Annotated in this window: 27 protein-coding genes; 13 read left to right on the top strand and 14 right to left on the bottom strand. The window is 68.6% G+C overall.

The features are described 5' to 3' along the window. Positions 1-21: 21 nt before the first annotated feature. The 3 genes from OG241_RS38845 (at position 22) to OG241_RS38835 (ending at position 3,263) form a co-directional block, all read left to right on the top strand. Positions 22-888, top strand: a complete 867-nt coding sequence (locus tag OG241_RS38845; protein WP_405822283.1) for a nucleosidase — start codon at positions 22-24, stop codon at positions 886-888. Positions 889-1,075: 187 nt separating this feature from the next. Beyond that, complete coding sequence (locus tag OG241_RS38840; protein ID WP_405826674.1) at positions 1,076-2,992, top strand: tetratricopeptide repeat protein; 1,917 nt, start codon at positions 1,076-1,078, stop codon at positions 2,990-2,992. Between the two features lie 136 nt (positions 2,993-3,128). Next, positions 3,129-3,263 carry a hypothetical protein gene (locus tag OG241_RS38835; RefSeq protein WP_405822281.1) on the top strand — a complete coding sequence of 45 codons (135 nt, stop codon included), beginning with the start codon at positions 3,129-3,131 and terminating at the stop codon, positions 3,261-3,263. Between the two features lie 31 nt (positions 3,264-3,294). Here the strand turns inward: OG241_RS38835 and OG241_RS38830 are convergent, their stop codons facing one another. After that, entirely contained in the window at positions 3,295-3,732 is a 438-nt protein-coding gene (locus OG241_RS38830) for a PPOX class F420-dependent oxidoreductase (protein ID WP_405822279.1), read from the bottom strand. Between the two features lie 526 nt (positions 3,733-4,258). Between OG241_RS38830 and OG241_RS38825 the strand changes: the two genes are divergently transcribed. Continuing rightward, entirely contained in the window at positions 4,259-4,948 is a 690-nt protein-coding gene (locus OG241_RS38825) for a helix-turn-helix domain-containing protein (RefSeq protein WP_405822278.1), read from the top strand. Between the two features lie 76 nt (positions 4,949-5,024). Here the strand turns inward: OG241_RS38825 and OG241_RS38820 are convergent, their stop codons facing one another. Beyond that, complete coding sequence (locus OG241_RS38820; RefSeq protein WP_405822276.1) at positions 5,025-6,050, bottom strand: ATP-dependent 6-phosphofructokinase; 1,026 nt, start codon at positions 6,048-6,050, stop codon at positions 5,025-5,027. A gap of 250 nt (positions 6,051-6,300) precedes the next feature. Between OG241_RS38820 and pta the strand changes: the two genes are divergently transcribed. The 4 genes from pta (at position 6,301) to OG241_RS38800 (ending at position 11,661) form a co-directional block, all read left to right on the top strand. Continuing rightward, complete coding sequence (pta, locus tag OG241_RS38815; RefSeq protein WP_405822274.1) at positions 6,301-8,430, top strand: phosphate acetyltransferase; 2,130 nt, start codon at positions 6,301-6,303, stop codon at positions 8,428-8,430. Further along, a complete protein-coding gene (locus OG241_RS38810; RefSeq protein WP_405822272.1) occupies positions 8,427-9,656 on the top strand; it encodes an acetate kinase in 1,230 nt (409 codons plus the stop codon). Before pta ends, OG241_RS38810 begins: the two co-directional genes overlap by 4 nt. 162 nt (positions 9,657-9,818) lie before the next feature. After that, positions 9,819-11,249 carry a pyruvate kinase gene (gene pyk / locus OG241_RS38805; protein ID WP_405822270.1) on the top strand — a complete coding sequence of 477 codons (1,431 nt, stop codon included), beginning with the start codon at positions 9,819-9,821 and terminating at the stop codon, positions 11,247-11,249. A 139-nt stretch (positions 11,250-11,388) separates the two neighbouring features. Continuing rightward, the gene (locus OG241_RS38800) at positions 11,389-11,661 is read left to right on the top strand and encodes a hypothetical protein (RefSeq protein WP_405822268.1); all 273 of its coding nucleotides are present in this window, start codon (positions 11,389-11,391) and stop codon (positions 11,659-11,661) included. Between the two features lie 40 nt (positions 11,662-11,701). Here OG241_RS38800 and OG241_RS38795 read toward each other — a convergent pair whose 3' ends face one another. The 8 genes from OG241_RS38795 to OG241_RS38760 all read right to left on the bottom strand — a co-directional run bounded on the left by OG241_RS38795 (position 11,702) and on the right by OG241_RS38760 (position 19,674). Further along, entirely contained in the window at positions 11,702-11,893 is a 192-nt protein-coding gene (locus OG241_RS38795; protein ID WP_405822266.1) for a hypothetical protein, read from the bottom strand. Between the two features lie 11 nt (positions 11,894-11,904). Then, complete coding sequence (locus OG241_RS38790; RefSeq protein WP_405822264.1) at positions 11,905-12,756, bottom strand: helix-turn-helix domain-containing protein; 852 nt, start codon at positions 12,754-12,756, stop codon at positions 11,905-11,907. Between the two features lie 1,281 nt (positions 12,757-14,037). Then, positions 14,038-14,421: a hypothetical protein gene (locus OG241_RS38785; RefSeq protein ID WP_405822262.1), complete on the bottom strand. Its 384-nt coding sequence runs from the start codon at positions 14,419-14,421 to the stop codon at positions 14,038-14,040. Between the two features lie 93 nt (positions 14,422-14,514). Next, entirely contained in the window at positions 14,515-14,688 is a 174-nt protein-coding gene (locus tag OG241_RS38780) for a hypothetical protein (protein ID WP_405822260.1), read from the bottom strand. Positions 14,689-15,249: 561 nt separating this feature from the next. After that, complete coding sequence (locus OG241_RS38775) at positions 15,250-16,620, bottom strand: hypothetical protein (protein WP_405822259.1); 1,371 nt, start codon at positions 16,618-16,620, stop codon at positions 15,250-15,252. Further along, entirely contained in the window at positions 16,610-17,224 is a 615-nt protein-coding gene (locus OG241_RS38770) for a DUF6114 domain-containing protein (protein ID WP_405822257.1), read from the bottom strand. Before OG241_RS38770 ends, OG241_RS38775 begins: the two co-directional genes overlap by 11 nt. 134 nt (positions 17,225-17,358) lie before the next feature. Beyond that, positions 17,359-18,000, bottom strand: coding sequence for a DUF6230 family protein (locus tag OG241_RS38765; protein WP_405822255.1), 642 nt, complete (start codon positions 17,998-18,000; stop codon positions 17,359-17,361). Positions 18,001-18,696: 696 nt separating this feature from the next. After that, positions 18,697-19,674, bottom strand: coding sequence for a tetratricopeptide repeat protein (locus tag OG241_RS38760; RefSeq protein ID WP_405822253.1), 978 nt, complete (start codon positions 19,672-19,674; stop codon positions 18,697-18,699). Positions 19,675-19,855: 181 nt separating this feature from the next. Here OG241_RS38760 and OG241_RS38755 point away from each other — a divergent pair, with 181 nt between their 5' ends. Further along, positions 19,856-20,479 (top strand): TetR/AcrR family transcriptional regulator, encoded by a 624-nt coding sequence (locus tag OG241_RS38755; protein ID WP_405822251.1) that lies wholly within the window; start codon positions 19,856-19,858, stop codon positions 20,477-20,479. 3 nt (positions 20,480-20,482) lie between these two features. Here OG241_RS38755 and OG241_RS38750 read toward each other — a convergent pair whose 3' ends face one another. From OG241_RS38750 to OG241_RS38735, 4 genes are all read right to left on the bottom strand, one after another. Beyond that, entirely contained in the window at positions 20,483-20,821 is a 339-nt protein-coding gene (locus tag OG241_RS38750; RefSeq protein WP_405822250.1) for a DUF3817 domain-containing protein, read from the bottom strand. A gap of 88 nt (positions 20,822-20,909) precedes the next feature. Further along, a complete protein-coding gene (locus tag OG241_RS38745) occupies positions 20,910-21,419 on the bottom strand; it encodes a MarR family winged helix-turn-helix transcriptional regulator (protein WP_405822248.1) in 510 nt (169 codons plus the stop codon). Between the two features lie 75 nt (positions 21,420-21,494). Then, positions 21,495-21,788: an MTH1187 family thiamine-binding protein gene (locus OG241_RS38740; RefSeq protein ID WP_405822246.1), complete on the bottom strand. Its 294-nt coding sequence runs from the start codon at positions 21,786-21,788 to the stop codon at positions 21,495-21,497. Next, positions 21,785-22,156: a DUF3817 domain-containing protein gene (locus OG241_RS38735; RefSeq protein WP_405822244.1), complete on the bottom strand. Its 372-nt coding sequence runs from the start codon at positions 22,154-22,156 to the stop codon at positions 21,785-21,787. Before OG241_RS38735 ends, OG241_RS38740 begins: the two co-directional genes overlap by 4 nt. Before the next feature lie 232 nt (positions 22,157-22,388). Here OG241_RS38735 and OG241_RS38730 point away from each other — a divergent pair, with 232 nt between their 5' ends. The 4 genes from OG241_RS38730 to OG241_RS38715 all read left to right on the top strand — a co-directional run bounded on the left by OG241_RS38730 (position 22,389) and on the right by OG241_RS38715 (position 25,036). Continuing rightward, positions 22,389-23,021 (top strand): AIM24 family protein, encoded by a 633-nt coding sequence (locus tag OG241_RS38730; protein WP_319098136.1) that lies wholly within the window; start codon positions 22,389-22,391, stop codon positions 23,019-23,021. A gap of 1 nt (position 23,022) precedes the next feature. Next, positions 23,023-23,673, top strand: coding sequence for an AIM24 family protein (locus tag OG241_RS38725; RefSeq protein ID WP_405822243.1), 651 nt, complete (start codon positions 23,023-23,025; stop codon positions 23,671-23,673). Continuing rightward, complete coding sequence (locus tag OG241_RS38720; protein ID WP_405822241.1) at positions 23,670-24,467, top strand: AIM24 family protein; 798 nt, start codon at positions 23,670-23,672, stop codon at positions 24,465-24,467. Before OG241_RS38725 ends, OG241_RS38720 begins: the two co-directional genes overlap by 4 nt. Before the next feature lie 92 nt (positions 24,468-24,559). Then, positions 24,560-25,036 carry a MarR family winged helix-turn-helix transcriptional regulator gene (locus tag OG241_RS38715; RefSeq protein WP_405822240.1) on the top strand — a complete coding sequence of 159 codons (477 nt, stop codon included), beginning with the start codon at positions 24,560-24,562 and terminating at the stop codon, positions 25,034-25,036. Positions 25,037-25,072 lie beyond the last annotated feature (36 nt).

Here is a 25,072-nt window from a genome sequence, read left to right as displayed (position 1 = left end):
CCTTGGCAGTACCTTGGAAGCGTGCCGGAGACAAAACCCACGGTGGCGGTCCTCACCGCACTGTCGCTCGAATACGACGCCGTACTCGCCCACCTCACTGACCTCGAGAAGCTCACCCACCCGCGCTACGGCACCAAGGCCAAGCGAGGCCAACTCGCCGGCACGCCCTGGCAGGTGGCCCTGGTCGACATGGGCGAGGGCACACTCACGGCAGCCACGCTCACCGAGCGCGTGCTGACCTGGCTCGACCCCGAGGCCGTGATCTTCGTCGGCGTCGCGGGCGGCCTGAAGGACGACATCGCGATCGGTGATGTCGTGGTCGCGACCAAGGTGTACGCGATCCACGGCGGCAAGCAGACCCCCGACGGTTTCCTCACCCGCCCGGAAGCCTGGCGCGCCTCGCACCGCCTGGAGCAGGCGGCCAAGGAAGCGCTGCGCGGCAAAGCCCACTTCAAGCCGATCGCCGTGGGAGACGTCGTCCTCGCGGACAGCGACTCCGAGCTCGCCCAGCGCATCCGGACGAACTACAACGACGCCGTCGCCATCGAGATGGAGAGCTCCGGAGTAGCCCACGCGGTGCAGCTCGCCGGTGAGGCGGGCGCGTTGATCATCCGAGGTATCAGCGACAAGGCCGACGCGGACAAGTCCCGTGCGGACGCGAAGGGTTCGCAGCCCCGGGCCGCCGCGAACGCGGCCGAGGCGGCGATCGCCGTACTCCGCGAGCTGGAGCCGAAGCCTGTGCCCGGCCAGGCGGCCACCGACCCTCGGGAGGGTCCTTTTCGCGGCTCCACGTACGGAGGAGACCACCTCGACTTCCGGGGCGGAACCTTCAACGGCACCTTCATCGCAAAGCAAGTCGGACACCGCCCCGACGGCGACGGACGATAGCCCGCACGCGAAACTCGGCGCAGGACTCCACTCCCACGGCCCGGTCCCCTTGGCGACCGCCACCCTCCCGCCCCGCCCCTTCGGCTTCACAGGCCGATCGGCAGAACTGGGCCGCCTGCTGCCGCACCTCGATCCCGCCCCGAACGGTGCCGCCGCGCTCCCTCTCCTCATCTTCGCCGTCACAGGCATGGGCGGCATCGGCAAGACGGCGCTTGCCGTCGAGGCGGCACACCAGGCCTACGCGCAGGCCTGGTTTCCCGGCGGCACGCTCTTCGTCGACCTACGCGGCTACGACGACGACCCGGTCACCGCCGACCAGGCGGTCCTGGCCCTGCTCGACGCCCTCGGCGTACGTGGCCCGGATCTACCGCCATCCACCGCACGCCAGTACGACGCCTACCGCCAACTCCTCGCCGAGCGGCCTGACCGCACGCTGCTGATCCTGGACAACGCCTCGGACCCGGCCCAGTACCTCCCTCTGCTCCCCGGCACGGACCACCACCGGGTACTGATCACCTCCCGCGACCGCCCTGACTCCCTCACCGGCGTCCGCCTCATCGACCTGGAGGCGCTCCCACCGGAGGACTCCGCAGCGCTCATCACCCGCGCCCTCCACGACGCCGACGAACGCGACGACCGCCCGGCCCGCGAACCGGACGCCCTCCACGAACTGAGCGCCGTCTGCGGCCACTTGCCGCTCGCCCTCCAGATCGCCGCCGCGATGCTGCGCCGCCGCCGTCACCGCGGTATCGCCTCCCTGGTGACCGAGATCAAGCAGGCCGAGGACCCGACTGCCGTACTGGACAACGGCACCCGAGGCACCGACCTGTACGGCCGCTCCCTCGCCCTCCGCCCGATCCTGGAGACCTCGTACCACCGCCTCCCACCCGACCAGGCCCGCCTGCTACGCCTGCTCGCCCTCGCCCCGGGCCCGGACACCGGCACGGAGGCGGTAGCCGCCCTGACCGACCTCGACACGGAGACCTCCCTGAGCCTCTTGGAGGACCTGGCCGCCACGCACCTCGTCACCCCGGTCAGGGCTGACGACGGTTCGGATGCCGACGTGCGATGGCGGTTGCATGACTTGGTGAGGGTGTTCGGGGTGGGTGTGGTGGCGGGGGATGCGGGGTTGGCGGAGGAGGGGGAAGAGGCGCGGGGGCGAGTGCTGGCCTTCTATTACGCGTTGGCGGGTGCGGCTGATGACTGGTTGATGCGGTGGTTGCCGGGGTTGCCGGTGCCGGGGTGGTTCGGGGGGCGGGGGGAGGCGTTGGGGTGGCTGGATGGGGAGCGTGCTGGTCTGGTGGCTGCGGTGGGGTGGGGAGAGCGGGAGCGGTATGCGGACATGGCCGGGCGGCTTGCCGCATGTCTGGGGGGCTACCTGCACTGGCGGCGGTATTTCGATGACTGGGTCGGGGTGGGCCGGGCTGGTCTGGAGGCGGCCGTCCGCGCCGGGGACGGCGAGGGCGAGGCCATGGCGTGGAACAACCTCGGCAACGCCCTTCAGGAGGCGGGACGGGTGGCGGAGGCGATCGAGGCGCACACCCGCGCCCGCGACCTGCACCAGGCTGTCGGGGACCGCCACCGCGAGGCCATGGCGTGGAACAACCTCGGCCTTGACCTGCGGGAGGCTGGCCGGGTGGCGGAGGCGGTCGAGGCGCACACCCGCGCCCGTGACCTGCACCAAGCCCCCGGGGACGGCCAAGGCGAGGCCGACGCATGGAACAACCTCGGCATCGCTCTTCAGGTGGCGGGCCGTGTGGCGGAGGCGATCGAGGCGCACACCCGCGCCCGCGACCTGTACCAGGCTGCCGGGGACCGCCACCGCGAGGCCATGGCGTGGCACGGCCTCGGCAACGCTTTGGATGAGGCGGACGGGGTGGCGGAGGCGGTTGAGGTGTATGGGACGGCGCTGGAGGGCTACCGGGAGTTCGAGGACTGGCACAACACGGGCCACGTCTTCCACAACCTCGCCCTCATCCATGAGGCCGCCGACCGCTCCACGGAGGCCCGTGCCTTCTGGCTCCAGGCCGCCGACGCCTACACCCAGGCAAGCGACACCGCCAAAGCCGACCAGGCCCGCACCTGGGCCAATGAGCAGCAATAACACCCGCCCCACCCCGGCGTCACGCCCTCCCAGCGCCCAACCCCGCAAACTCCCAAGTCCCTGCCCAAGGCAACACAGCCCACATCCGAGTCCCACCCCCGGCTCCACCATCGGACGCCAACTCCGAAGAGTCACGTTGCCCGACATCACCTGGGAAGAGCCCTACTGCGCCGAGGGCAACAACTGCTTCCGCATAGGCACCGACACCCGCGAAGCCCGCCGCACCCTCATCCAGGACATCAAGGCCGGCAAGGCAGACCACCTCCTCTGACGGCGGCCGACCCCCCACGTCCACCCCACGCCTACACCTCAGGCAGCACCCCCGGCCGAAACGGCTCCACCCCCACAACCCGCCGCACCCGCGTCACCTCGATGAGCAGCATCACGCGCCGCTCCCCCGGCAGCAGCCACGGATACCGGTCCTCGCCGATGTACTTCTTGGTGAGCCGGTCCATGGAGCGTTCCGCCTCCTCGCCCTCCACGAACCGCACCACGCGCCCACGGATCTCCGCACGGTCGTACGGGTTCTCGGGGTCGTGGTGGGAGAGGGAGACGTTCGGATTGCGGCGGAGGTTCTCCTCCTTCACTCGGCCGATGGCCGTGTTGACCATGACGTGGTCGCCCTCCATGTCCACCCACATCGGCGACACCTGCGGCATGCCGTCGGCGCCGACCGTCGCGAGGTGCCAGAAGTTCGGGGCCAGCAGCCGCTCCCGTACATGCCCCTCCACCTTCTGCACCCCTGATCCTGATCCTGCCTCTGTCCCTGCTTCCTGCCCCTGCTCCGCCTTGCCGCTCACACGACCACCACCCTCCGAGGCCGCCCACCCGGCCTCACCGTGTCCGCCACCCCCGCACCGCAAGGATCGCGCCGCAACTACTCGTCAGTACTGGCCAGTTACTCACCCGGCCGAGCCCCCGACCGTACCGCACGGGTCTTCGACACCCGCCCTCACACTCGACGGCGCCCGCCAACCCCGAAGCACCCCGACACCGCACGTACGACCGACGGACACGCACGCATATGCCCCGCCACCTTGCCGTTCGCATGATCCCCGCCGCGGAGAACTCCGGCCGTGTCACCGCCCACCCGTCACGCCACAGCTTTCAGCCAGCCCGGAGTACCACCCACCTCACCCCCGGAACCCCCGCCCAGCCGTAGCTTCCTACAATCTGTGATTGTGGCTGAACAGAACGTAGTCACCGCCGCCCCGTACCCCTAGCTTGTGGCGCGTGCGCCGTCCCCCAGTTCCGTCCCCACCGCCCATGCCGCCGACCCCGCCCTTCGACGCCCACGCCGCCCGCAGACTCCGCCTGGCCCTCGGAATGGGCCCCGAGCACGTCGCGTACGGGATGCGGGTCTCGTACGGGCTGCCCTACATCACGCCCGACCACGTGATCGCCTGGGAACGCAACATCATGGCCCCGGGAGCGAGCGAACTCACCGCTCTCGCAGGGGTGTTGTGGTGTGCGCCCTACGAACTCATAGGCCACCCGCACACCTTGCGCGAGCACCGCGCCGCACGTGGGCTCAGCGCCGAGGACGTCGCCCGGGCCGTCGGGCTCGAACTCCTCGTCTACGCACGGATGGAGGAGAGCGGCGAGTGGCGCGGCACCGAGCGGCAGTCCGCGATTCTCGCCGAGGTACTCGAACTCTCGCTCCCCGACTTCATCACCCTCACGGGCCTCGACGGCAGGCTCGCCGGCCTGCTGCGCAGCGCGGTCACGACGCGCTGGCAGGCGTACGTCCGTCCCGTCAACAAGATGGTGCCGCTGAACCGGCGCGTCCTGGAGGGCACCCTCCAGGAGCTGCACCGCTACTACCAGGGTCAGCTGGCCGCCACCCTGACCTGGGCGGACGGCTCAGCGGCGACCCGGGCGAGCCACATCGGACGCGACTTCCTCGACCGGATCGTGGAGCACTTCTGGGCGAGGGTCGAGAGCGGTGCTCCCTGAAACCTCAGCCCCTCAGACCCTCAGGCCGCTCGGGTCCCGCGCCCTGTTGGTTTCCTCGCCCCGTCTCATCCAGCGGCTAGAAAACCGACTCCGCCTCGTCCATCCGGTCCTTCGGGACCGTCTTCAGCTCCATGACCGCCTCCGCCAGCGGCACCATCACCACGTCCGTCCCGCGCAGTGCCGTCATCCGCCCGAACTGGCCCTGGTGCGCGGCCTCCACCGCGTGCCAGCCGAACCGGGTCGCGAGGACACGGTCGTACGCGGTGGGCGTGCCGCCGCGCTGGATGTGGCCGAGGATGACCGGCTTGGCCTCCTTGCCGAGCCGTCGTTCCAGCTCGTACGCCAGTGCCGTGCCGATGCCCTGGAAGCGCTCGTGGCCGAACTGGTCGATCGCGCCGTGGCCGTAGTCCATGGTGCCCTCGGCGGGGTGCGCGCCCTCGGCGACGCAGATGACCGCGAACTTCTTGCCGCGCGCGAACCTCTCCTCGACCATCTTCACGAGGTGCGCGGGGTCGAAGGCTCGCTCGGGGAGGCAGATGCCGTGGGCGCCGGCCGCCATGCCGGACTCCAGGGCGATCCAGCCCGCGTGCCGGCCCATGACCTCGACGACCATCACGCGCTGATGCGACTCGGCGGTGGTCTTGAGGCGGTCCATCGCCTCCGTGGCGACGCCCACCGCCGTGTCGAAGCCGAACGTACGGTCGGTCGCCGAGATGTCGTTGTCGATCGTCTTGGGGACGCCGACCACCGGCAGGCCCGCGTCACTCAGCATCCGGGCCGCCGTCAGCGTGCCCTCGCCGCCGATCGGGATCAGCGCGTCGATACCGAACTCGTGGATCATGTCGGAGGCGTTCTCGCAGGCCTCGCGCAGCCGGTCGCGCTGGAGACGGGAGGAGCCGAGGATGGTGCCGCCGCGGGCGAGGATGCCGCTGACGTCGTCGAGGTCGAGAGTGCGGTAGCGGCCGTCGAGCAGCCCCGCGTAACCGTCCTCGAAGCCGATGACCTCGTCGTCGAACTGCGTGACGGCCCGGTGGACGACCGACCGGATCACTGCGTTCAGGCCGGGGCAGTCGCCGCCTGCGGTGAGAACTCCGATACGCATCGTGCTGTGTCTCCTGCTCGCTGTGATCGTTGTGACCGCGGTGCCGGCTCTGACAGCCCTGTTGGCTATGACAGCCGTGTTGGCTCTGATCGTTCTGATCGCTTTTGATACCTGTGAGCCACTCCAATTGTTCCACGCCCCGGCCGGACCCTCGATCCTGACCGCCCCGCACCGAGCTGACCGGTGCCGTGACCAGCGGCGCGGGTACTGTCAAGACGCCCGAACAATTCAGCTGAAACGGAGAGCACGCGTGACGACCCGCAGCGTGTACGTGACCGGGATCGACCGGGGCGACGGCCGCCAGGTCGTCGAGCTGGGAGTCATGGAACTCCTGACCCGGCAGGTCGACCGGGTGGGCGTGTTCCGCCCCCTGGTGCACGACAACCCGGACCGTCTCTTCGAGCTGCTGCGCGCCCGCTACCGCCTCTCCCAGGACCCGGCGACCGTCTACGGCATGGACTACCCGGAGGCGTCCGCGCTCCAGGCCGAGCAGGGCACCGACGAGCTCGTCTCCACCCTCGTCGACCGCTTCCTGCGCGTCGCCCGCGAGTACGACGTCGTCCTGGTCCTCGGCACCGACTTCGCCGACACCCAGTTCCCGGACGAGCTGGCCCTCAACGCCCGCCTCGCGAACGAGTTCGGCGCGTCCGTCGTCGCGGTCGTCGGCGGACGGGACCAGACCGCCGAGTCGGTGCTCGCGGAGACCCGCAACGCGTACCGCGCGTACGAGGCGCTGGGCTGCGACGTCCTCGCCATGGTCGCCAACCGCGTCGCCCGCGAGGACCGCGCCGGCATAGCCGAGGGCCTCGGCTCCCGTCTCCCCGTGCCCTGTTACGTCCTCCCCGACGAGCCCGCCCTCGCCGCGCCGACGGTCGCCCAGATCACCCACGCGCTCGGCGGCAAGGTGCTCCTCGGCGACGAGTCGGGCCTCGCCCGTGACGCGCTGGACTTCGTCTTCGGCGGCGCGATGCTGCCCAACTTCCTGACCGCGCTGACCCCCGGCTGCCTGGTCGTCACCCCCGGTGACCGCGCCGACCTGGTCGTCGGCTCCCTGGCCGCGCACAGCGCCGGTACGCCGCCCATCGCGGGCGTCCTGCTGACCCTGAACGAGCGCCCCAGCACCGAGGTCCTCACCCTCGCCGCCCGGCTGGCGCCCGGCACCCCGGTCATCTCCGTGGCCGGCACCAGCTTCCCCACCGCCGCCCAACTCTTCTCCCTGGAGGGGAAGTTGAACGCGGCCACCCCGCGCAAGGCGGAGACGGCGCTGGGCCTCTTCGAGCGTCACGTCGACACGGCGGAGCTGCTCAAGCGGGTCTCCGCGCCCAGCAGCGACCGGGTCACGCCGATGATGTTCGAGCACAAGCTCCTCGAACGAGCCCGCGCCGACAAGCGCCGGGTCGTCCTCCCCGAGGGCACCGAGGAACGCGTCCTGCACGCCGCCGAGGTGCTGCTGCGCCGGGGCGTGTGCGACCTGACGCTGCTCGGCCCGGTCGACGGCATCCGCAAGAAGGCGGCCGACCTGGGCATCGACCTCGGCAGCTGCCAGTTGATCGACCCGTACACCTCCGAGCTGCGGGACCGGTTCGCCGAGAAGTACGCCCAGCTCCGCGCCCACCGGGGCGTCACGGTCGAGCTGGCCTACGACGTCGTCTCGGACGTCAACTACTTCGGCACCCTGATGGTCCAGGAGGGCCTCGCCGACGGCATGGTGTCGGGCTCCGTCCACTCCACGGCCGCGACGATCCGCCCGGCCTTCGAGATCATCAAGACCAAGCCGGAGGCCTCGATCGTCTCCTCGGTCTTCTTCATGTGCCTGGCCGACAAGGTCCTGGTGTACGGCGACTGCGCGGTCAACCCCGACCCGAACGCCGAGCAGTTGGCCGATATCGCCATCCAATCGGCGGCCACCGCCGAGCAGTTCGGTGTGGAGCCCCGGATAGCGATGCTGTCGTACTCGACGGGTACGTCGGGTTCGGGCGCCGATGTCGACAAGGTGCGGGAGGCGACGGAGCTGGTGCGCTCCCGGCGCCCTGACCTCCGTATCGAGGGGCCGATCCAGTACGACGCGGCCGTGGAACCGACCGTGGCCGCCACGAAGCTGCCCGGCTCCGAAGTCGCGGGCCAGGCAAGCGTGTTGATCTTCCCGGACCTCAACACCGGCAACAACACCTACAAGGCCGTGCAGCGTTCGGCCGGCGCGATCGCCGTCGGCCCGGTCCTCCAGGGCCTGCGCAAGCCGGTCAACGACCTGTCCCGGGGCGCCCTGGTCCCGGACATCGTCACGACGGTCGCGATCACGGCGATCCAGGCCCAGACCGCCAACACCACCTCCACGTCTACCTCTACCTCTACCTCTACGGAAAAGGCATCCGCGCAGTGACCGCGACCCGCGTCCTCGTCCTCAACTCCGGCTCGTCCTCGCTGAAGTACCAGCTGCTCGACATGCGCGACAGCAGCCGGCTCGCCGTGGGCCTGGTGGAACGCATCGGCGAGGAGACGTCCCGCCTGAAGCACACCCCGCTGGCGACCGGCGGCGCGTCCCGTGAGCGCACGGGCCCGATCGCCGACCACGAGGCCGCGCTGAAGGCGGTCGCGGAGGAGTTGGCGAGTGATGAACTCGGCCTGGACTCACCGGAGTTGGCGGCCATCGGCCACCGGGTCGTGCACGGCGGCCAGTCCTTCACCGAGCCGACGGTCGTCGACGACACGGTCCTCGCGGAGATCGAGCGCCTGATCCCGGTGGCCCCGCTGCACAACCCGGCGAACCTGACCGGCATCCGTACCGCCCAGTCGCTCCGCCCCGACCTCCCCCAGGTCGCGGTCTTCGACACGGCCTTCCACACCACGATGCCGGAGTCGGCGGCGCGCTACGCCATCGACGTCGCGACGGCCGACAAGTACCGCATCAGGCGGTACGGGTTCCACGGCACGTCCCACGCGTACGTGTCGCGGGAGACGGCCCGACTCCTGGGGCGGGCGCCCGAGGACGTGAACGTGATCGTGCTGCACCTGGGCAACGGGGCGTCCGCGTCGGCCGTTACGGGCGGCAGGTGTGTGGACACCTCCATGGGGCTGACGCCATTGGAGGGGCTGGTCATGGGAACCCGCTCCGGTGACCTGGACCCGGCTGTCATCTTCCATTTGACGCGTGTTGGCGGAATGTCCACGGACGAGATCGACACTCTTCTCAACAAGAAGAGCGGCCTGCTCGGTCTGTGCGGAGACAACGACATGCGGGAAATCCGCCGCCGTATCGACGAGGGCGGCGCGGACGCCCCGGCGGCCCGGCTGGCCTTCGACATCTACATCCACCGTCTGAAGAAGTACATCGGCGCCTATTACGCGGTACTCGGCCGGGTGGACGCCATCGCGTTCACGGCCGGAGTCGGCGAGAACGCGGCGCCGGTGCGCGAGGCGGCGGTGGCGGGCCTGGAGGGCCTCGGGGCGGCCGTGGACGGCGCCCTGAACGCCGTACGGAGCCAGGAGGCCCGGCTGATCTCCCCCGCGGGCTCCCGGGTCGCGGTGGCCGTCGTACCGACGGACGAGGAGCTGGAGATCGCGACACAGACGTACGCGCTGGTGGGAACGGCGAGAACGGACAACTGAAGACACTTAACGGATATTGGACGAACATTGGGATGACAATGGCCGACTACGCCGGAAGAGCCTCACCTGAGCGCTATCCCGCCCCTTTGTGTCCAGTCCATGCTTCTACGTCGTCCACCAGGCGGAATATTCCGAAGCGAAACAAACCGATAGGATCGCCCCATGCGCCGTTCGAAAATCGTTTGTACTCTCGGCCCCGCGGTCGACTCCCATGAAATGCTCGTCTCGCTGATCGAGGCCGGCATGAACGTGGCCCGGTTCAACTTCAGCCACGGCTCGCACGCCGAGCACCAGGGCCGGTACGACCGGGTCCGGGCCGCCGCCAAGGAGACGGGCCGAGCGATCGGCGTCCTGGCCGACCTGCAGGGCCCGAAGATCCGTCTGGAGACCTTCGCGGAGGGCCCCGTCGAGCTGGTGCGGGGCGACGAGTTCGTGATCACCACCGAGGACGTCCCCGGTGACAAGACCATCTGCGGTACGACGTACAAGGGCCTTCCGGGTGATGTGTCGGCCGGCGACCAGATCCTGATCAACGACGGCAACGTCGAGCTGAAGGTCCTGGACGTCGAGGGTCCGCGGGTGAAGTCGATCGTCATCGAGGGCGGCGTCATCTCGGACCACAAGGGCATCAACCTGCCCGGCACGGCCGTGAACGTCCCGGCCCTCTCCGAGAAGGACATTGACGACCTGCGCTTCGCCCTGCGCATGGGCTGCGACCTGGTCGCCCTGTCGTTCGTCCGCGACGCCGGTGACGTGGACGACGTCCACAAGATCATGGACGAGGAGGGTCGCCGCGTCCCGGTCATCGCCAAGGTGGAGAAGCCGCAGGCGGTGGACAACATGGACGCCGTCGTGGCGGCCTTCGACGGTGTGATGGTGGCCCGCGGTGACCTCGCCGTCGAGTACCCCCTCGAGAAGGTCCCGATGGTGCAGAAGCGCCTGGTGGAGCTGTGCCGGCGCAACGCCAAGCCGGTGATCGTCGCGACCCAGATGATGGAGTCGATGATCACCAACTCCCGCCCGACGCGCGCCGAGGCGTCCGACGTGGCGAACGCGATCCTGGACGGCGCGGACGCGGTCATGCTGTCCGCCGAGTCCTCGGTCGGCGCCTTCCCGCTCGAAACGGTCCGCACGATGTCGAAGATCGTCGTCGCGGCGGAGGAGGAGCTCCTCTCCAAGGGCCTCCAGCCTCTCGTCCCCGGCAAGAAGCCGAAGACGCAGGGCGGCTCGGTCGCCCGCGCGGCCTGCGAGATCGCCGACTTCCTCGGCGGCAAGGGCCTGGTGGCCTTCACCAAGTCCGGCGACACGGCCCGCCGCCTCTCCCGCTACCGCGCGGCCCAGCCGATCGTCGCCTTCACCACCGACGAGGGCACCCGCAACCAGCTGTCCCTGAGCTGGGGCGTCGACTCGTACGTCGTCCCGTTCGTCAACAGCACGGACGAGATGGTCTCCCTGGTCGACCAGGAGATGCTGAAGCTCGGCCGCTTCAACGTGGGCGAGGTCGTCGTCATGACGGCCGGCTCCCCGCCCGGCGTCCCGGGCACGACGAACATGGTCCGGGTGCACCACCTGGGCGAGGGCGAACACGCCTGACGTGAAGTTGTCTGTACGGCTGTGAGGGCGTCCCCTGCGACAGGGGGCGCCCTCGGTGTTTCCGGGTCAAACTCCGGAAGGTGCCATAGGTTGGCGTTCGACCTGCCGGGAACGGCGAGCAACGTATACGGGGGAGATCATGGCGACCTATTCGGTGTCGGTAAGGCTGCGACGTACGGTCGTTGAGGAGCGGTACGTCTCGGTACCGATCACCGACGCGGTGATGAACCCGGACCCGGACGAAGACGGCGCCCGCCACATCGACTCGGCAAAGCTGGTCGCCGCCGCGATCCAACTCGGCCAGGACGACGCCGATTGGCTACCGGAGGAGCGAGAGGTCAAACTCCACCCGATCCAGCAGGCACCTCCCCAGCACCAGGGTTCACCCGACTCGGCGGAGGACCCGCAGTAGGACGGTGAATCGCGCACGGCAACAGGTCTCGGAACCCCGGTCACAGGAGGTGGTCGGCTTTACCGGCCTTGATGTCCTGGATGAGGGTGCGGAGGGCTTCTCGGGTGTCGGTGAGGTACGTGTCTTCCTGACCTGCGATGGCGATGTAGGAGTTGCCGGTGGGGTCGGTGCCTATGCGGAAGCAGTTGTTTCCTTCGGCACAGAAGGGCTCTTCCCAGGTGATCTCGGGCACGGCGGCTCTCCTTAAAGTTGCTGGGCGATGGCGTGGATGAGGTCGCGCGAGTCCTGAGGGCTCAGCGTGTGGGCGTGCCACCAGTCCATGTGAGCGCGGTACTTGGCGAGTTGGGAATCGGCGTGCGTGAACTCGCCGCCGTGAGCGGAGTCCAGTTGCACGGTGTCCAGTTGAGGGACGGCCCCGTCGGCGTACAGAACGGCGTGCCCGGCACCGGGGAAAGCTCCGGCCTCGACAGGGAGCACTCGCACGTCGACATGCTTGCGCTCGGATGCCTCGCACAGGTGGGTGAGCTGCTCTCGGGTGGAACGGCGCCCGCCGAACTGCATACGCAGCGCCCACTCATGCACGTACGCGATGTAGTCGCCGGGATTGTCGCGGTCGAGGACCTGCTGGCGTTGCAGGCGTTGCACGACGCGTAGTTCAACCTCGGACTTGGGCAGCGGGGGCAGGGCCGAGTTGAAAACGGCCCGGGCGTAACTGCCGAGTTGGAGCAGGCCGGGAATGTGCACGGTCTGGTAACTGCGCAGTCGGGTGGCGAACCACTCCAACTCAGCGACATCAAGGAGCCCTTGGGGGAGAGTGCCCCTATACCTCTCCCACCAGCCGCGACGGCGCGAGTCGGCGAGGGCGATGAGCGCGTTGACGTAGGCCTCGTCCGCGCAGTCGTAGTTGCTGGCGAGTATCCGGATCCGCTCGGGCGAGGTGGCCCGCACGCCCGACTCCATGTTGGAGACCTTCGTCCGGTCCAGTCCGAGTAGCCCGGCGGCGTACTCCGTGGTCCGGCCAGCCCCGAGCCGCATCTTGCGCAACTCGGCGCCCAGGCGCTTCTGACGTTCTGTCGGCGCGGGCCGTGTCGGCATCTGCACCTTCCTCCCCGGTTGGTCAGGGCCAGTCTGCCGCGTTCACCGTGTACTGGTCCACTTCGATGGAGGCAATGAGCAAGAGTATGTGGCACACGTTCCCCATCGAGCCTTACAATTGGTGACAGGTCGCTTACCCCCCGGCATTACACGGAAGCGCATCGCGCGAGCCTGCCCGCCTTCTCCTTCCCTGGGAGGGGCACGCTCGCACCAGGGAGACAGGCCACTGGTCGGGGCGTACGTCAGCACAGTCAAGTCCGTTGTCCAGCAAGGGAGTTCGTCATGCCCGGATCACTCGCCGCCTCGGCCTGCCCCATCTCGACCGACCTCACGAAGACTCCGCCGCCCTCCCCGGACACGCTCACGTACGGCTTCAACCTGCCTGCCGAGGCGGTGAGTTCGTGGGTGGCCCGGGCTACGACTCGGGTTGTTCTCCAGACGCATGGGCTGGAGGAGATGGCGGACGCTGCGGTGCAGGTGGTGGGGGAGCTGACAGCGTGTGCTTTCCGGTTCGCTGCGGATGCGTCGGTGTACGTGTCGCTGCGGTGGTGGGAGGGAGAGCTGCAGGTGGTGCTCTATGACGGGCACCGTCGGCATGTGCATCCCCGGCTGGCTGCGGCTTGCGATGAGCGGAGGGGGGATGCGTTGCGGGTGCTGGGGTGCGTGGTGGAGGGGTGCGGCGGGGAGTGGGGGTTCGGGGAGGCGCGGGAGCCCGGGGGTGGGACGCGGATGTGGGCTGTACTGCCTTGGGCAGGGGCCCGGGAGTTCGCGGGAGCGGGGGCTGGGAGGTGACGTGGAAGCCGGGCGGTTGCTGACGCCACCCCCTACCCTCGCCGCCTCATCGGAACACCCACGGGCCCGCCCCACGCCAGCCACTTCAAGAGAGGCAACCGTGGGGGCTCAGTACTACTGCGCCGACAATTGCGACTGCCTCGACGCAAGAGCGTGATGATGGGCCAGTCCTGCCGAGAGGACCGCAGCCGTTCCGGCTGGGCCGGGCCGGTCGGGCTGCCCGGCGTCTGCCAGCAGGCCGGCTGATCAGCGGAACTGCCTGCTTCGAGTTCGAGTCGCGTTCGATACTGGACCATAAGTGACAAGGTGAGGGCGGCACCCGCGATGCGGGGTGCCGCCCTCACCTTGTATGTCCGCAGCGCCGAGGCGTCAGCCGACGACGCACGACTTGGCCCGCCGAGGAGTCGAAACTCAGCGGGACGAACTGAACAAACAGCGTTTGGTCACAGGGAAACCCCTCAACGCCGTACAGGACGCTTCACACATGCATCAGGCGCGGACGTCGATGTATATCGACTGACCTCTAACGTCTCCCACCACCGGCGTGACGAACATGCGGTACGACTTACCCTCGGTGAGGCCGCCTTTCCAGGGGGTGCAGTAGGTGGCGGCGTGACCGCGGGTGTCGACCACCAAGTCCGGCTTGTTGTCGGCGGCCGGGAAACGGAGACGAGCCTCGATCCCCCAGCCGTCCGCCGCAGTGTCGCAGGCTCTGAAGGTGTTGGTGTCACCGTTGAACTGTGCGGACCCGCCGCCGCCGGACGCTTCGATACTCACCGTGGCCGCCCAGGCCTGGCCCTGAAGTGCGGCGACCAGGCCGGCCGCGCACGCCCCCGTCGCCACTGCCCGCGCCACTGTCTTCCGAGTCCTCATGAAACTCCCTCCCCGATGCAAATAAGTGTTCGAGTAAGAAGATCTCACACAACCGATCATCTTCGAAAGCGCTTTACCTCGGAACGCGCGCAGTCAATTGCTGCCGCCGGGTGTCACGCCTCGGCCGCCGCACGGAAGGACGACATGCGCTAAGGTCTCGAAGTTCTCCCGGTAGAAGCCTAGCCGGATATTGAACGGCTCCTCCAGGAAGGCGCCTTCGCGCCAAGTGAACCTGAGGGGCACGGCGGTCAGCGTGCTGTGCACCATGGGGAGTTCCTCCACGGTGAGGCGGAAATGCCTGGCTCCGTGTGCCGTCCGGCCAGGCGTTCTACGAGCGCGCCGATCGTCTCCCGGCCCGCCCCGACCACTGTGTCAGCTCCGTGTCACTGCAGTCCTGCTCGATCAGACGGCTCAGCGCCTCGGAGATCGCCGACATCTGACGGGGCGTAAGCCCGGCGATGAACGCTCGCCGTCGCGGGTCATCTTCATCTGGGTTCTCAAACGTCTCTCCTTCCCATGTCAGCTCTTGGGGAGGGCCGGACGATCAGTACCTTGCCCGCATCGTGTAGCCCACGGCGTGTTGGCGCAGAAGGCGTTCGTGCCCGCATGCACGTCGTACTTCTAGGCGTTCACGTCAGCCTTCTTCTCGGCTGCCGCAGCGGTTGGCGCAACGGTTGCTGAAGCGTTCGCGACCGCTGCAGAGCTGACCACCCGCACCGCGTGGTCCGCGGCGTCAGCCGCCGCACAGACCTGTGGCCCGGCCCCCGCCAAAGGCGGTAAGGCCGGGCCACAGGTCTCGGTGCGGCTCCCGAACGGGGTTGTGAACGCTCAGGTCGTGTACTGGTGCAGCCCCTGGATCGTCAGGGTGCCGCCGAACTGGCCCGCCTGGACGACCTTCACGTTCGTGAAGTAGATCCACGGGATGTTCAGGGGCGGCGGGCTCTTCGGGCTGAACGTCACGGGGATCAGGCCGAGCAGGTTGCCGGAGATGCTTTCCGTGTACATGATCGTCTTGCCTCCCTTGATCGTGGAGTCCGTACCCTTGGCCGCCTGCGCGTGGTGGGTCTTGCCCGAGACAGGGTCCTTAAAGGTCTGATGCAGGTCGCCGATCGTCGTGCCGTCGGAGATCACGTACTTGAGGACCTCCTTGACCGTGCCGTCGGCGGTACGCACCTTGACTATGCCCTGGTAGTCCGCGCCGTTGAGCGTCAGCGAACTGGCCTGAAGGATCCACGGGTCGGTGGGCAGCGTGGTCGAGTTGTCGACGCCGCCCTCGTCGTCGGTGGCTTCGGCGGGGCAGTCGTCCGGGTCCACGCTCGAACTGGCCGAGGGGCTCGGGGACGCGGTGGCGGCGGTGACCGCCTTCTCGGCCGACTCCGTGGTGGTCTCGGACGCCTTGGTCGTGTCCTTGGCGGTGTCCTTGAGGACTCCGGTGACCTTCGCCGTCGTGTCCTTCACCGTGGTGCTGCCGGTCGTGCCCTTGCCGGCCGCTTCCGCGGTCGGCGCCGGTGACGCGGTCGGCGTCGGAGTGGCGCTGTCGGCGGCCTCGCTGGTCTCCGTCGACTCGGTGCCCGTCGAGGACGCCGTGTCGCTCGACGAGTCGCTGCCGCCCGTGAAGATGCCCGTGATCGCGTCGCCGATGGTCTCCAGCAGGCCGCCGCTCTCCTCGGTCGCGCTCGCGCTCGCCGAGGGGGTGGGCGTGGCCTTGTCGCTGTCGCCGCCGGTGCTGCCACTGGACGTCGTCTTGCTCACGGACGGCGTCGGAGTCGGCTCGGTCGCGTCGTCGGAACCTGAATCCGACGAGTCGCCCGAGGAACCCGCGCCCGAGTCCGTGGCCGAGGGGGACGGCTTCGGCTCCGTGTCTCCGCCGCCGGACGACGAGGGGGAGGAGCTGGTGGACGTGGAGGGCGTCGCCGCTGTGTCCGTACCGTCCGCGGCGCCGGTCACCACCTCGACGCACTTCTGGTATTCCTCAGCCGTCATGCTGTTCGTCGTCGGCTGGCCATCGGCCCGTGCGAGCGTCGGCGTGAACCCCATGCCCATGAGTACCGCGGTCGGCATCGCCGCCAGGGCTATCGCCTTTCCGGCAGGCATGTGGAACCTGGTGAACAGCGGCTTCCTCGGGGCCGCATGCCTCGGCCCGGTTCGCCCGCGGGACTCTTCCACATCAGTCCCGTGGGTCACCTTGTCAGCCGGCACTGCGCCTCCCGTTCGCCCCGTTCACCGGGCTCGTTTCTGACAGATCGTTCGGCTCGTACGGCTCGTTCGACTTGCTCATGTCCAGTCCGCCCGCCTCAGCCACCGGGTCAGCTCCGTCGGTGGCCTCCGCGGACACCGGGGCCTCCGCGGCACGGACCGCATCCGTGCCGCCGTTGCCCGCTGGCTCTCCGTACTTCGTGTTCGACTCCGGCTCACCGGGCGCCCAGGCGATGGCCAGCGCGCCGCCGACCAGGGCCAGCAGGAAGCCGATGACGAACCCGCCGAAGTTGGAGACCGGAAGGGACACCAGTCCCAGCAGGATCGCGGCGGTGCCGGCGAAGGTCCGTACGTGCTTCTGGAACCAGAGACTGATGCCCATGACGACGAGCAGGACTCCGATGATCAGCGATCCCGCACCGGCCGTTGTGGACATGCGGATCGTGAGCTGACCGAGCGTGAGGTGCGCGTAAGGGAAATACATGATCGGGACACCGCCGATCATGACAAACAAGCCGGCCCAGAACGGCCTCGAACCCCGCCAGGCGCGGAACCGCAGCCTCCAGCGAGTGGGCAGACTGTGGGCGGCAGGAGTCTCGGCGCTCATGGAAATAGCTCCCTGGTGCGGTGTTGCTGTGGTGAGAGGGTCGTTCGCCGGTGACAGGCTGCGGTGCGCGAAGACCCGATCGGAGTGGAGCGGGTGGGGGCGCCTCACGGCCTCCCCCACCCGTCACCGAGTGCTTAGTAGCACTCGTGGGTACCCGTGAGTACCTTCATGCTCAGACCCGGCAGCGTGAAGGTTCCGGCGGTGGTGGCCCACGCCGTCTGCTTCACTCCGTACAGGTCCACATGGTCCGCGTCCTGGCCGAATCCGTTGGGGTCCGACAGCTCCTTGCCGCCCTTCATGGGCGGGTTATCCAGAGACTTGGCAGCGACGCCGATGTTCATGCCACCGAACACGGCCTTCTCGGCCTCAAGGCGCTCGACGTCGATGTACAGGTTCTTGGCAGTGACCTGCTTGTCCTTGTCGGCACTGTCGCCCGCACTCAGCACCAGCGTGGCAGTGCCGAAGAACGGGATCTTCGGAGTGACGACCGACTGGCACATGTTCTGGATACGCGCGTCGGAGAACGCCGACACCGCGACCGGGTGAGTGCCCTTCTCGCTCTTCGAGTCGTCCATGTCGACGGCGCCGTACTGCGAGAAGCCCGTGCCTTCGATGTAGTCAGCCCTGACCTTAAACGACTGGCCAGAAACGCTGAACGACGCGGCAAGAGCACCCTGCGCGAGGGCAACACCTATACATGCCGTAGCGGCGACGCTGGGCACCATGACCACAGCGAAGCGCTTCCATCTTGTCCCGCCACGCACCTGGGACTCCATATTTCCTCCTTCTCGGACGTACATCTCCTGGCCCTGGCTGCCCCAATGACGGCGGCTCTACCGGGCAGGGATGGGAGAAGTGCTACGTCCTCGGGAAGGAGAGCGCCCGCGCTCGACGGCGCGAACAGCGCCCGAGTCACCGGCGATCACCCCCGAGCGACAACCACTGGTCGCGCCTGACGCACATCACGCACAACCTTGCCGGACAGGCTCCACCCGGAAGGCGAAGACCCCCCTGTCCGAGAGCCGGCGCCTCTGCCGCCGACTCTGCCCGGTGGGGACCCAACAACTCCCGTCCGCCCGACTGGCTGTCGGGGTACGGGATAGGACCGAGCGTCGCCGATCGTGGTGCATTCTGGCCGCCCGCACAAGGGGGTTCGTTACTGGCTAGTAACGGGCAGATAACCGCGCGGCGACCCGTGGGTGCTGTTCGACAACGCTGGGTGGCCTTCGGCGGGGTGACAAAACGTTCACTTCCCGCCCCAACTCCGACAGCACGACGCCCTTGGCTTACTCCAAGTAACAGCGGCCGCGTTTACCAAGATTTGGTAAAGCGCGACCGCTTGCGCACATGATCGGCAAATTCTTCACCTGGACAACACCCGCCGCCGTGTTTAGCGACAGGTCAGGCCACTGATCGATCAGCGACCCCGTCGGTCACCCGGCCCGGCCGCCGTCCGACCACCCTCCGACCGCTCAGAACAACGCCCTCGCCAGCGCCCGCCGGGCCAGCGCGACCCGCGGGTCATCCGCGCCGACGACCTCGAACAGCTCCAGCAGCCGCAGCCGTACGGTGTCCCGGTCGTCGCCCGCCGTACGCGCCACCGTCTCGATGAGCCGCCCGAACGCGTCCTCGACATGGCCGCCCACCAGATCCAGGTCGGCCGCGACGATCTGCGCCGTCGGGTCCCCCGGCTTCTCGGCGGCGTCCTTGCGCACCTGCTGCGGGTCGACGTCCTGCACCCGCTGAAGCAACTCGGCCTGCACGAGCCCGAGTTTGGCCTCCGTGTTGCCGGGGTCGTCACTCAGTACGTTCTTGTAGGCCTGCACCGCGCCGCCCAAGTCCCCCGCGTCCAGGGCCTGCACAGCGGCTTCGAGGAGCGCGTCGTAGGGCCCCACCGGGGCCTGGGGGGCCGCGACGGGCTGGGCGCCGGGTTCGGCGTTCGCGTCGACGACGAGGCCGGTGAGGCCGAAGCGCTGCTCGGCGACCTGCACCAGCTGGTCGAGGGTCTCGCGGATCTGCTGTTCACCGGCGGCACCCTGGAAGAGCGGCAGGGCCTGCCCGGCGACGACGGCGAAGACGGCCGGAATCCCCTGGATGCCGAACTGCTGCATCAGCATCTGGTTGGCGTCGACGTCGATCTTGGCGAGGACGAACCGGCCGTTGTACTCGAGGGCCAGGCGTTCGAGAACGGGGCTCAGTTGCTTGCACGGCTCGCACCACTCGGCCCAGAAGTCGATGACGACGGGCACCTCGGTGGACCGCTGCAGGACATCGAGTTCGAACCCGGCCTCATCGACGTCAATGACGAGGTCGGCCGGCGCGACGGCACCTCCCCCGCCCTGCCGGGCGGCTTCGGCTCGCGCCTGCTCCGCCTTCGACTTGGCCTCCTGGGCCGCCTTCACCGCGGCGAGGTCGACGACCCCGCTCATGGACATGTTCCGTGGCTGCATGCGTCTATCCTCCCCCGTTCGGCGCGCACATGTGAAAGGCGTAGTGAAAGAGGGGCCTGGGCGGCCGGCGCTGCTTTCGCTACGGGTCGTAGCGTAACGGGAGGGGCGGGCCTGTGGGAAGCGCCTCCGAGTGACCTCCCTCACGGCCTCACCTGGCAGGAACCGCCGTTATGGTCGTGCCATGCAGAGCCGCACGCCCGTCAGCCGTACGGGACGCCCTCGCAGCGCCACCGCGGACGCGGCGATCCTGGCGGCGACGCGGGACGCCCTGATCGAACTGGGCTGGTCCAAGCTGACCTTGGGGGACGTGGCCACGCGCGCGGGAGTGGCGAAAACGACCCTCTACCGCCGGTGGCCCGGAAAGAACGAACTGGTCGTCGACGCGGTGGCGGTCCTCTTCGACGAACTGGAGATGCCCGACCGAGGCAGTCTCGCCGCCGACATCGAGGGCGTCGTCCTCCAGTTCGCGGCGATCCTGGTGCGCCCGGACACGAAGAGCGGCCTGATGGCGGTGGTCGCGGAGTCGACGCGCGACGACGCGCTGCGCGAACGTATCCGCGCCTCGATCGTGGACCGGCAGAAGCGCCTGGTCCTGGAAGGCCGCTCCCGCGCGCAGCGGCGCGGCGAACTCCCCCCGGAAACGGACCCGGAGGAGGCCGCCCGCACGGTGGACCTGATCTTCGACATGGTGGCGGGAGCGGTGGTGCACCGCACGTTGGTGAGCGCGGAGCCGGTCGGCCCGGAATGGGCCGAGGCGTTCACGCGGGTACTGCTGCTGGGACTGCGCGGCGACGGCAGCCAGTAACTGCTATGCCTTGGCGGCCACCGGCGTCGGCTCCGCGAGCTGGTCCGCCAGTTCGCGGCTGACCCTGCGCTCCACGAAGAACGCGGCCGTGGGGATGGTGCCGGCGAGCAGGACCCACAGCTGCTTGCTGACCGGCCACTTCGCCTTGGAGCCCAGGTCGAAGGCGAATACCAGGTACACGACGTACAGCCAACCGTGCGCGATACCGACGACGCTGGTGAAGCTGTCGGCGCCGTCGAGCTTCAACGCGTACTTGGCGAACACACCGAGGGTCAGCAGTACCAGCAGGACACCGGTGACGTAGGCCATGACGCGATAGCGGGTCAGCACGCTCTTTTTCATGCCTACGAGCGTAACCACCCGTTTCCGGCGATCTTCCGCCGACCCCGCCCACCCGGGCGACGCCACCGATCGACCCCGGCGACCCTGCTTACTCCTCGGCGAAGTCCCGCGCCGCCACCCGCAACGGCCGGAGCAGCGCGAAGATCTCCGCGCACTCCTCCGCGTCGTACGTCCCGAGGCCGAAGTCCATGGCCATCAGGTCGCGGGTCGCCGCGTCGACCGCCTCGCGGCCCTTCTCGGTGATCGTGGCGAGGGTGCCGCGGCCGTCGTTCGGGTTGGGGCGCCTGGCGACCAGGCCCGACTTCACCAGGCGGTCCACCGTGTTCGTCACCGACGTCGGGTGGACCATCAGACGCTCGCCGATCTTGGACATCGGCAGCTCGCCCGCCTTGGAGAACGTGAGCAGCACCAGCGCCTCGTACCGCGCGAACGTCAGACCGTACGGTTTCACGACCGCGTCGACCTCCGCGAGCAGGATCTGCTGCGCGCGCATGATCGAGGTGATCGCGGCCATGGACGGGACGTTTCCCCAGCGCTGCTTCCACAGTTCGTCGGCGCGTGCGATGGGGTCGAAGGGGAGACTGAGCGGCTTCGGCACGGCACCAGACCTTACCGGCCGGTCACATCGTGGTCAGCCCCGTCTCGCCCTTCGGTCCGACCCCCACGAACGAGGTCAGGGGGCGAGGTGGCGTTCCACCGTCTCGACCTTGGAGGTCAGACCGTCGGTGACACCCTGGCGGATGTCCGCCTTGAGGACGAGGGAGACACGCGGCGCGCGTTCCTCCACGGCGGCGACGGCACGCCTGACGACGTCCATGACCTCGTCCCAGTCGCCCTCGATGGACGTGAACATGGCGTCGGTGCGGTTGGGGAGGCCGGATTCCCGGACGACGCGGACGGCGTCGGCGACGTACTCCCCCACCTCCTCACCGACACCGAGGGGCGTCACGGAGAAGGCGACGATCATGCCTTGACCGCCCCGTCCTGGCCCTGGCCCTGCTCCTGCCGGGCGCGGGCGGCGATGGCCGCGTCGACCGCGTTCTCCGCCTCGTGGCGCAGCTTGCGCTCGGCGAAGAAGCCGCCGGTCGGCAGGACGGAGAGGACGAAGTAGAGGACGCCGGTCTTCGCGGGCCACTTGGCCCGGTTCCAGGCGTCCGCCCAGAAGATCACGTAGAGGATGAAGAGGACACCGTGGACCATGCCCATGACGGGCACCGCGTTGAAGTCCGTGGTCCGCTTCAGCACCGAGCAGACCAAGAGGAGGAGGAAGGAAACGGCTTCGGGGGCCGAGACCAGCCGCAGGCGGCGGAGGGCGGAGGCGGTCTTGATGTCCACGGGTCACCTTCGGGGGGTGCGAGGGGAGCGAGGGGGTCGCTTTGTGAATGGGTGCACAAACGTTCGTCCATTGTGACAGTCGCGGGCCGGGCGGACGGGACGGGGGTGTGGACGACCGTGCGGACGAACCCTGCAGACAGAGGCGCGCCCCCTAGGGGGAGATTCGGGGGCGATCTCCACCTTCGGGATCTGTTGCCGGGGGCGCCCGGCGGGCTACCTTCGCCACGTGGCGATGTTTCGACTTCAAGGCAGCAAGGTGCTGGCCATCGACATGACCGGGGACGCCGTGAAGGCGAAGAACGGCTCGATGGTGGCGTACGACGGACAGATGGACTTCAAGAAGCTCAGCGGCGGAGGTGAGGGCATCCGGGGGATGGTCACCCGAAGGATCACCGGTGAGCAGATGACCCTGATGGAGGTGAAGGGGCACGGGACGTGCTGGTTCGCCGACCGGGCCTCCGAGATCAACCTTGTCGGCCTCCAGGGGGACAAGCTGTACGTGGAGTCGAGCAACCTGCTGGCGACCGACTCGGGCCTGCGTACGGGCACGTCGTTCACCGGGCTGCGCGGCGCCTCTCAGGGCAACGGCCTGTTCACGACGACCGTCGAGGGGCACGGCCAGGCGGCGATCATGTCGGACGGGCCGGCGGTGGTGCTGCGCGTGAGCCCGCAGTTCCCGCTGACGGTCGACCCGGGGGCGTACATCGCGCACCAGGGCAACGTCCGGCAGTCCTTCCAGTCCGGTGTGACGTTCCGCACGTTCATGGGTGAGGGCGGCGGCGAGGCCTTCCAGATCCGCTTCGAGGGCGACGGCCTGGTGTACGTCCAGCCCAGTGAGCGCAACACGATCGCCGGGGACGTGTGACATGCCCTTCCGTGAGATCAACTCCAAGATGGTCGAGGCGACCGTCATGCCCGGTCAGCGCCTGTTCAGTCAGCGCGGGGCGATGCTCGCCTACAAGGGCGAGGTGTCCTTCACGCCCAACATGCAGGGCGGCCAGGGCGGGATCATGTCGATGATCGGCCGCCGGGTCGCCAACGAGGCCACGCCGCTGATGACGGTCGAGGGCAGCGGCACGGTCTTCTTCGGGCACGGCGGCCACCACATCCAGGTCATCAACCTCGCCGGGGACACTCTGTGCGTCGAGGCGGACCGCCTCCTCGCCTTCGACGGCACGCTCCAGCAGGGCACGATGTTCATGGGCTCGCAGGGCGGCGTCATGGGCATGGTCCGGGGCCAGGTGACGGGCCAGGGGCTGTTCACCACCACCCTCAAGGGACACGGAGCGGTCGCCGTCATGGCCCACGGCGGGGTCATCGAGGTGCCGATCACCCCCCAGCGCCCGGTCCATGTCGACCCGCAGGCGTACGTCGCGCACCACGGCGACGTCCGCAACAAGCTGTCGACCGCGCTGGGTTGGCGCGACATGGTGGGCCGCGGCTCGGGCGAGGCGTTCCAGTTGGAGCTCAGCGGCAGCGGTGCGGTCTACGTCCAGGCGTCGGAGGAAAAACTGTGACCACCTACCCGGGCGCCAGGCTCGTCGTCCACGACCCGATGACGCTGCCGTCCGACGACAACGTCAACAAGTACACCTTCTGCGTGGAGCTCAAGGGGAGCCAGTGGTTCCTGCAGAAGGGGAAGATGATCGCCTACTACGGGACGGTCGACTTCAACGGCGTCGGACACGGCCGGCTGGACCGTCTTGTCCGTACGTCCTTTCATTCGCCTCTGCACGCGAGCGACTGGGTCGTCGCCGAGGGTTCGGGCAAGATGCTCCTCGCCGACCGGGCCTTCGACGTGAATTCGTACGATCTGGAAGACGGCAACCTGACCATTCGCTCCGGCAATCTTCTCGCTTTTCAGCCAAGTCTCGCGCTGAAGCAGTCGATCGTGCCGGGCTTCCTGACCCTCATCGGTACGGGCAAGTTCGTGGCCGCCTCGAACGGCCCGGTGGTGTTCATGGAACCCCCGATCCGGGTGGACCCGCAGGCCCTGGTCGGCTGGGCCGACTGCCCCTCCCCGTGCCACCACTACGACCATGGGTACATGACAGGCCTCATGGGGGGTCTACGTGCGATGACGGGCATCGGCGGGGCCTCCGGCGAGGAGCACCAGTTCGAGTTCGTCGGGGCCGGCACGGTGCTGCTCCAGTCGAGCGAGACGCTGATGGCGGAGCAGGCCACCGGGGTGGTTCCGTCCGAGCCCGGGGTGCCGGGTGGCGGCGGAGCTCCCGCAGGCCATCCACAGCAACCGGGCGTACCGCGCCTTCCCGGACAGCTCGGTGACCTCCAGCGTCGCTTCGGGCTGTGAGCGGTAGTCTGCGGAGTGTGACGTCGAACATGTGCGCGCCGTCACGCCACCCTCACTAGTTCGCCTTTCAACCTTTTAGGTAGACTTCATTCATGGAGACCGAGACGGCCACAAGCTGGCTGACCGACGCGGAGCAGTGCGCCTGGCGCACCCACCTGGAGGTCAACAGGCTGTTGACCTACCAGCTCGAAAAGGACCTGCAACCGTTCGGCCTGACGATGAACGACTACGAGATCCTCGTGAACCTCTCCGAGTCCGAGGGCGTCCGCATGCGGATGAGCGACCTCGCGTCGGCCACCCTCCAGTCCAAGAGCCGGCTGTCCCACCAGATCACCCGCATGGAGAACGCGAACCTGGTCCGCCGCGAGAACTGCGAGTCCGACCGGCGAGGCCTGTACGCGGTGCTCACGGAGCAGGGGATGGAGACGATGAACAAGGTCGCGCCCCATCATGTGGCGTCTGTGCGGCGGCACTTCATCGACCTGCTGACCCCCGAGGCGCTGGCCGAGCTCAGCACCTCGCTCAAGCCGATCGCCCAGCACCTGCGCGGCCACCGGGGCAGGCCGTAGGCCTGTTCGACGCATCCGACAGGTCAGACACATCAG

It is taken from the genome of Streptomyces sp. NBC_01390 (assembly GCF_045040105.1).
Lineage (GTDB): Bacteria > Actinomycetota > Actinomycetes > Streptomycetales > Streptomycetaceae > Streptomyces.
Note: the sequence above shows the minus strand (reverse complement) of the source record. Positions and strands in the feature narration are given on the sequence as shown.

Coding starts and splice junctions, on each gene's coding strand:
- OG241_RS38770 (WP_405822257.1), bottom strand. CDS start 17,224: ATGAGCGCCGAGACTCCTGCCGCCCACAGTCTGCCCACTCGCTGGAGG.
- OG241_RS38760 (WP_405822253.1), bottom strand. CDS start 19,674: ATGCAGCCACGGAACATGTCCATGAGCGGGGTCGTCGACCTCGCCGCG.
- pyk (WP_405822270.1), top strand. CDS start 9,819: ATGCGCCGTTCGAAAATCGTTTGTACTCTCGGCCCCGCGGTCGACTCC.
- OG241_RS38740 (WP_405822246.1), bottom strand. CDS start 21,788: ATGATCGTCGCCTTCTCCGTGACGCCCCTCGGTGTCGGTGAGGAGGTG.
- OG241_RS38790 (WP_405822264.1), bottom strand. CDS start 12,756: ATGCCGACACGGCCCGCGCCGACAGAACGTCAGAAGCGCCTGGGCGCC.
- OG241_RS38780 (WP_405822260.1), bottom strand. CDS start 14,688: ATGGTGCACAGCACGCTGACCGCCGTGCCCCTCAGGTTCACTTGGCGC.
- OG241_RS38785 (WP_405822262.1), bottom strand. CDS start 14,421: ATGAGGACTCGGAAGACAGTGGCGCGGGCAGTGGCGACGGGGGCGTGC.
- OG241_RS38725 (WP_405822243.1), top strand. CDS start 23,023: ATGCCCTTCCGTGAGATCAACTCCAAGATGGTCGAGGCGACCGTCATG.
- OG241_RS38800 (WP_405822268.1), top strand. CDS start 11,389: ATGGCGACCTATTCGGTGTCGGTAAGGCTGCGACGTACGGTCGTTGAG.
- OG241_RS38755 (WP_405822251.1), top strand. CDS start 19,856: ATGCAGAGCCGCACGCCCGTCAGCCGTACGGGACGCCCTCGCAGCGCC.
- OG241_RS38715 (WP_405822240.1), top strand. CDS start 24,560: ATGGAGACCGAGACGGCCACAAGCTGGCTGACCGACGCGGAGCAGTGC.
- OG241_RS38765 (WP_405822255.1), bottom strand. CDS start 18,000: ATGGAGTCCCAGGTGCGTGGCGGGACAAGATGGAAGCGCTTCGCTGTG.
- OG241_RS38840 (WP_405826674.1), top strand. CDS start 1,076: ATGGGCGGCATCGGCAAGACGGCGCTTGCCGTCGAGGCGGCACACCAG.
- OG241_RS38825 (WP_405822278.1), top strand. CDS start 4,259: ATGCCGCCGACCCCGCCCTTCGACGCCCACGCCGCCCGCAGACTCCGC.
- OG241_RS38820 (WP_405822276.1), bottom strand. CDS start 6,050: ATGCGTATCGGAGTTCTCACCGCAGGCGGCGACTGCCCCGGCCTGAAC.
- OG241_RS38730 (WP_319098136.1), top strand. CDS start 22,389: ATGTTTCGACTTCAAGGCAGCAAGGTGCTGGCCATCGACATGACCGGG.
- OG241_RS38750 (WP_405822250.1), bottom strand. CDS start 20,821: ATGAAAAAGAGCGTGCTGACCCGCTATCGCGTCATGGCCTACGTCACC.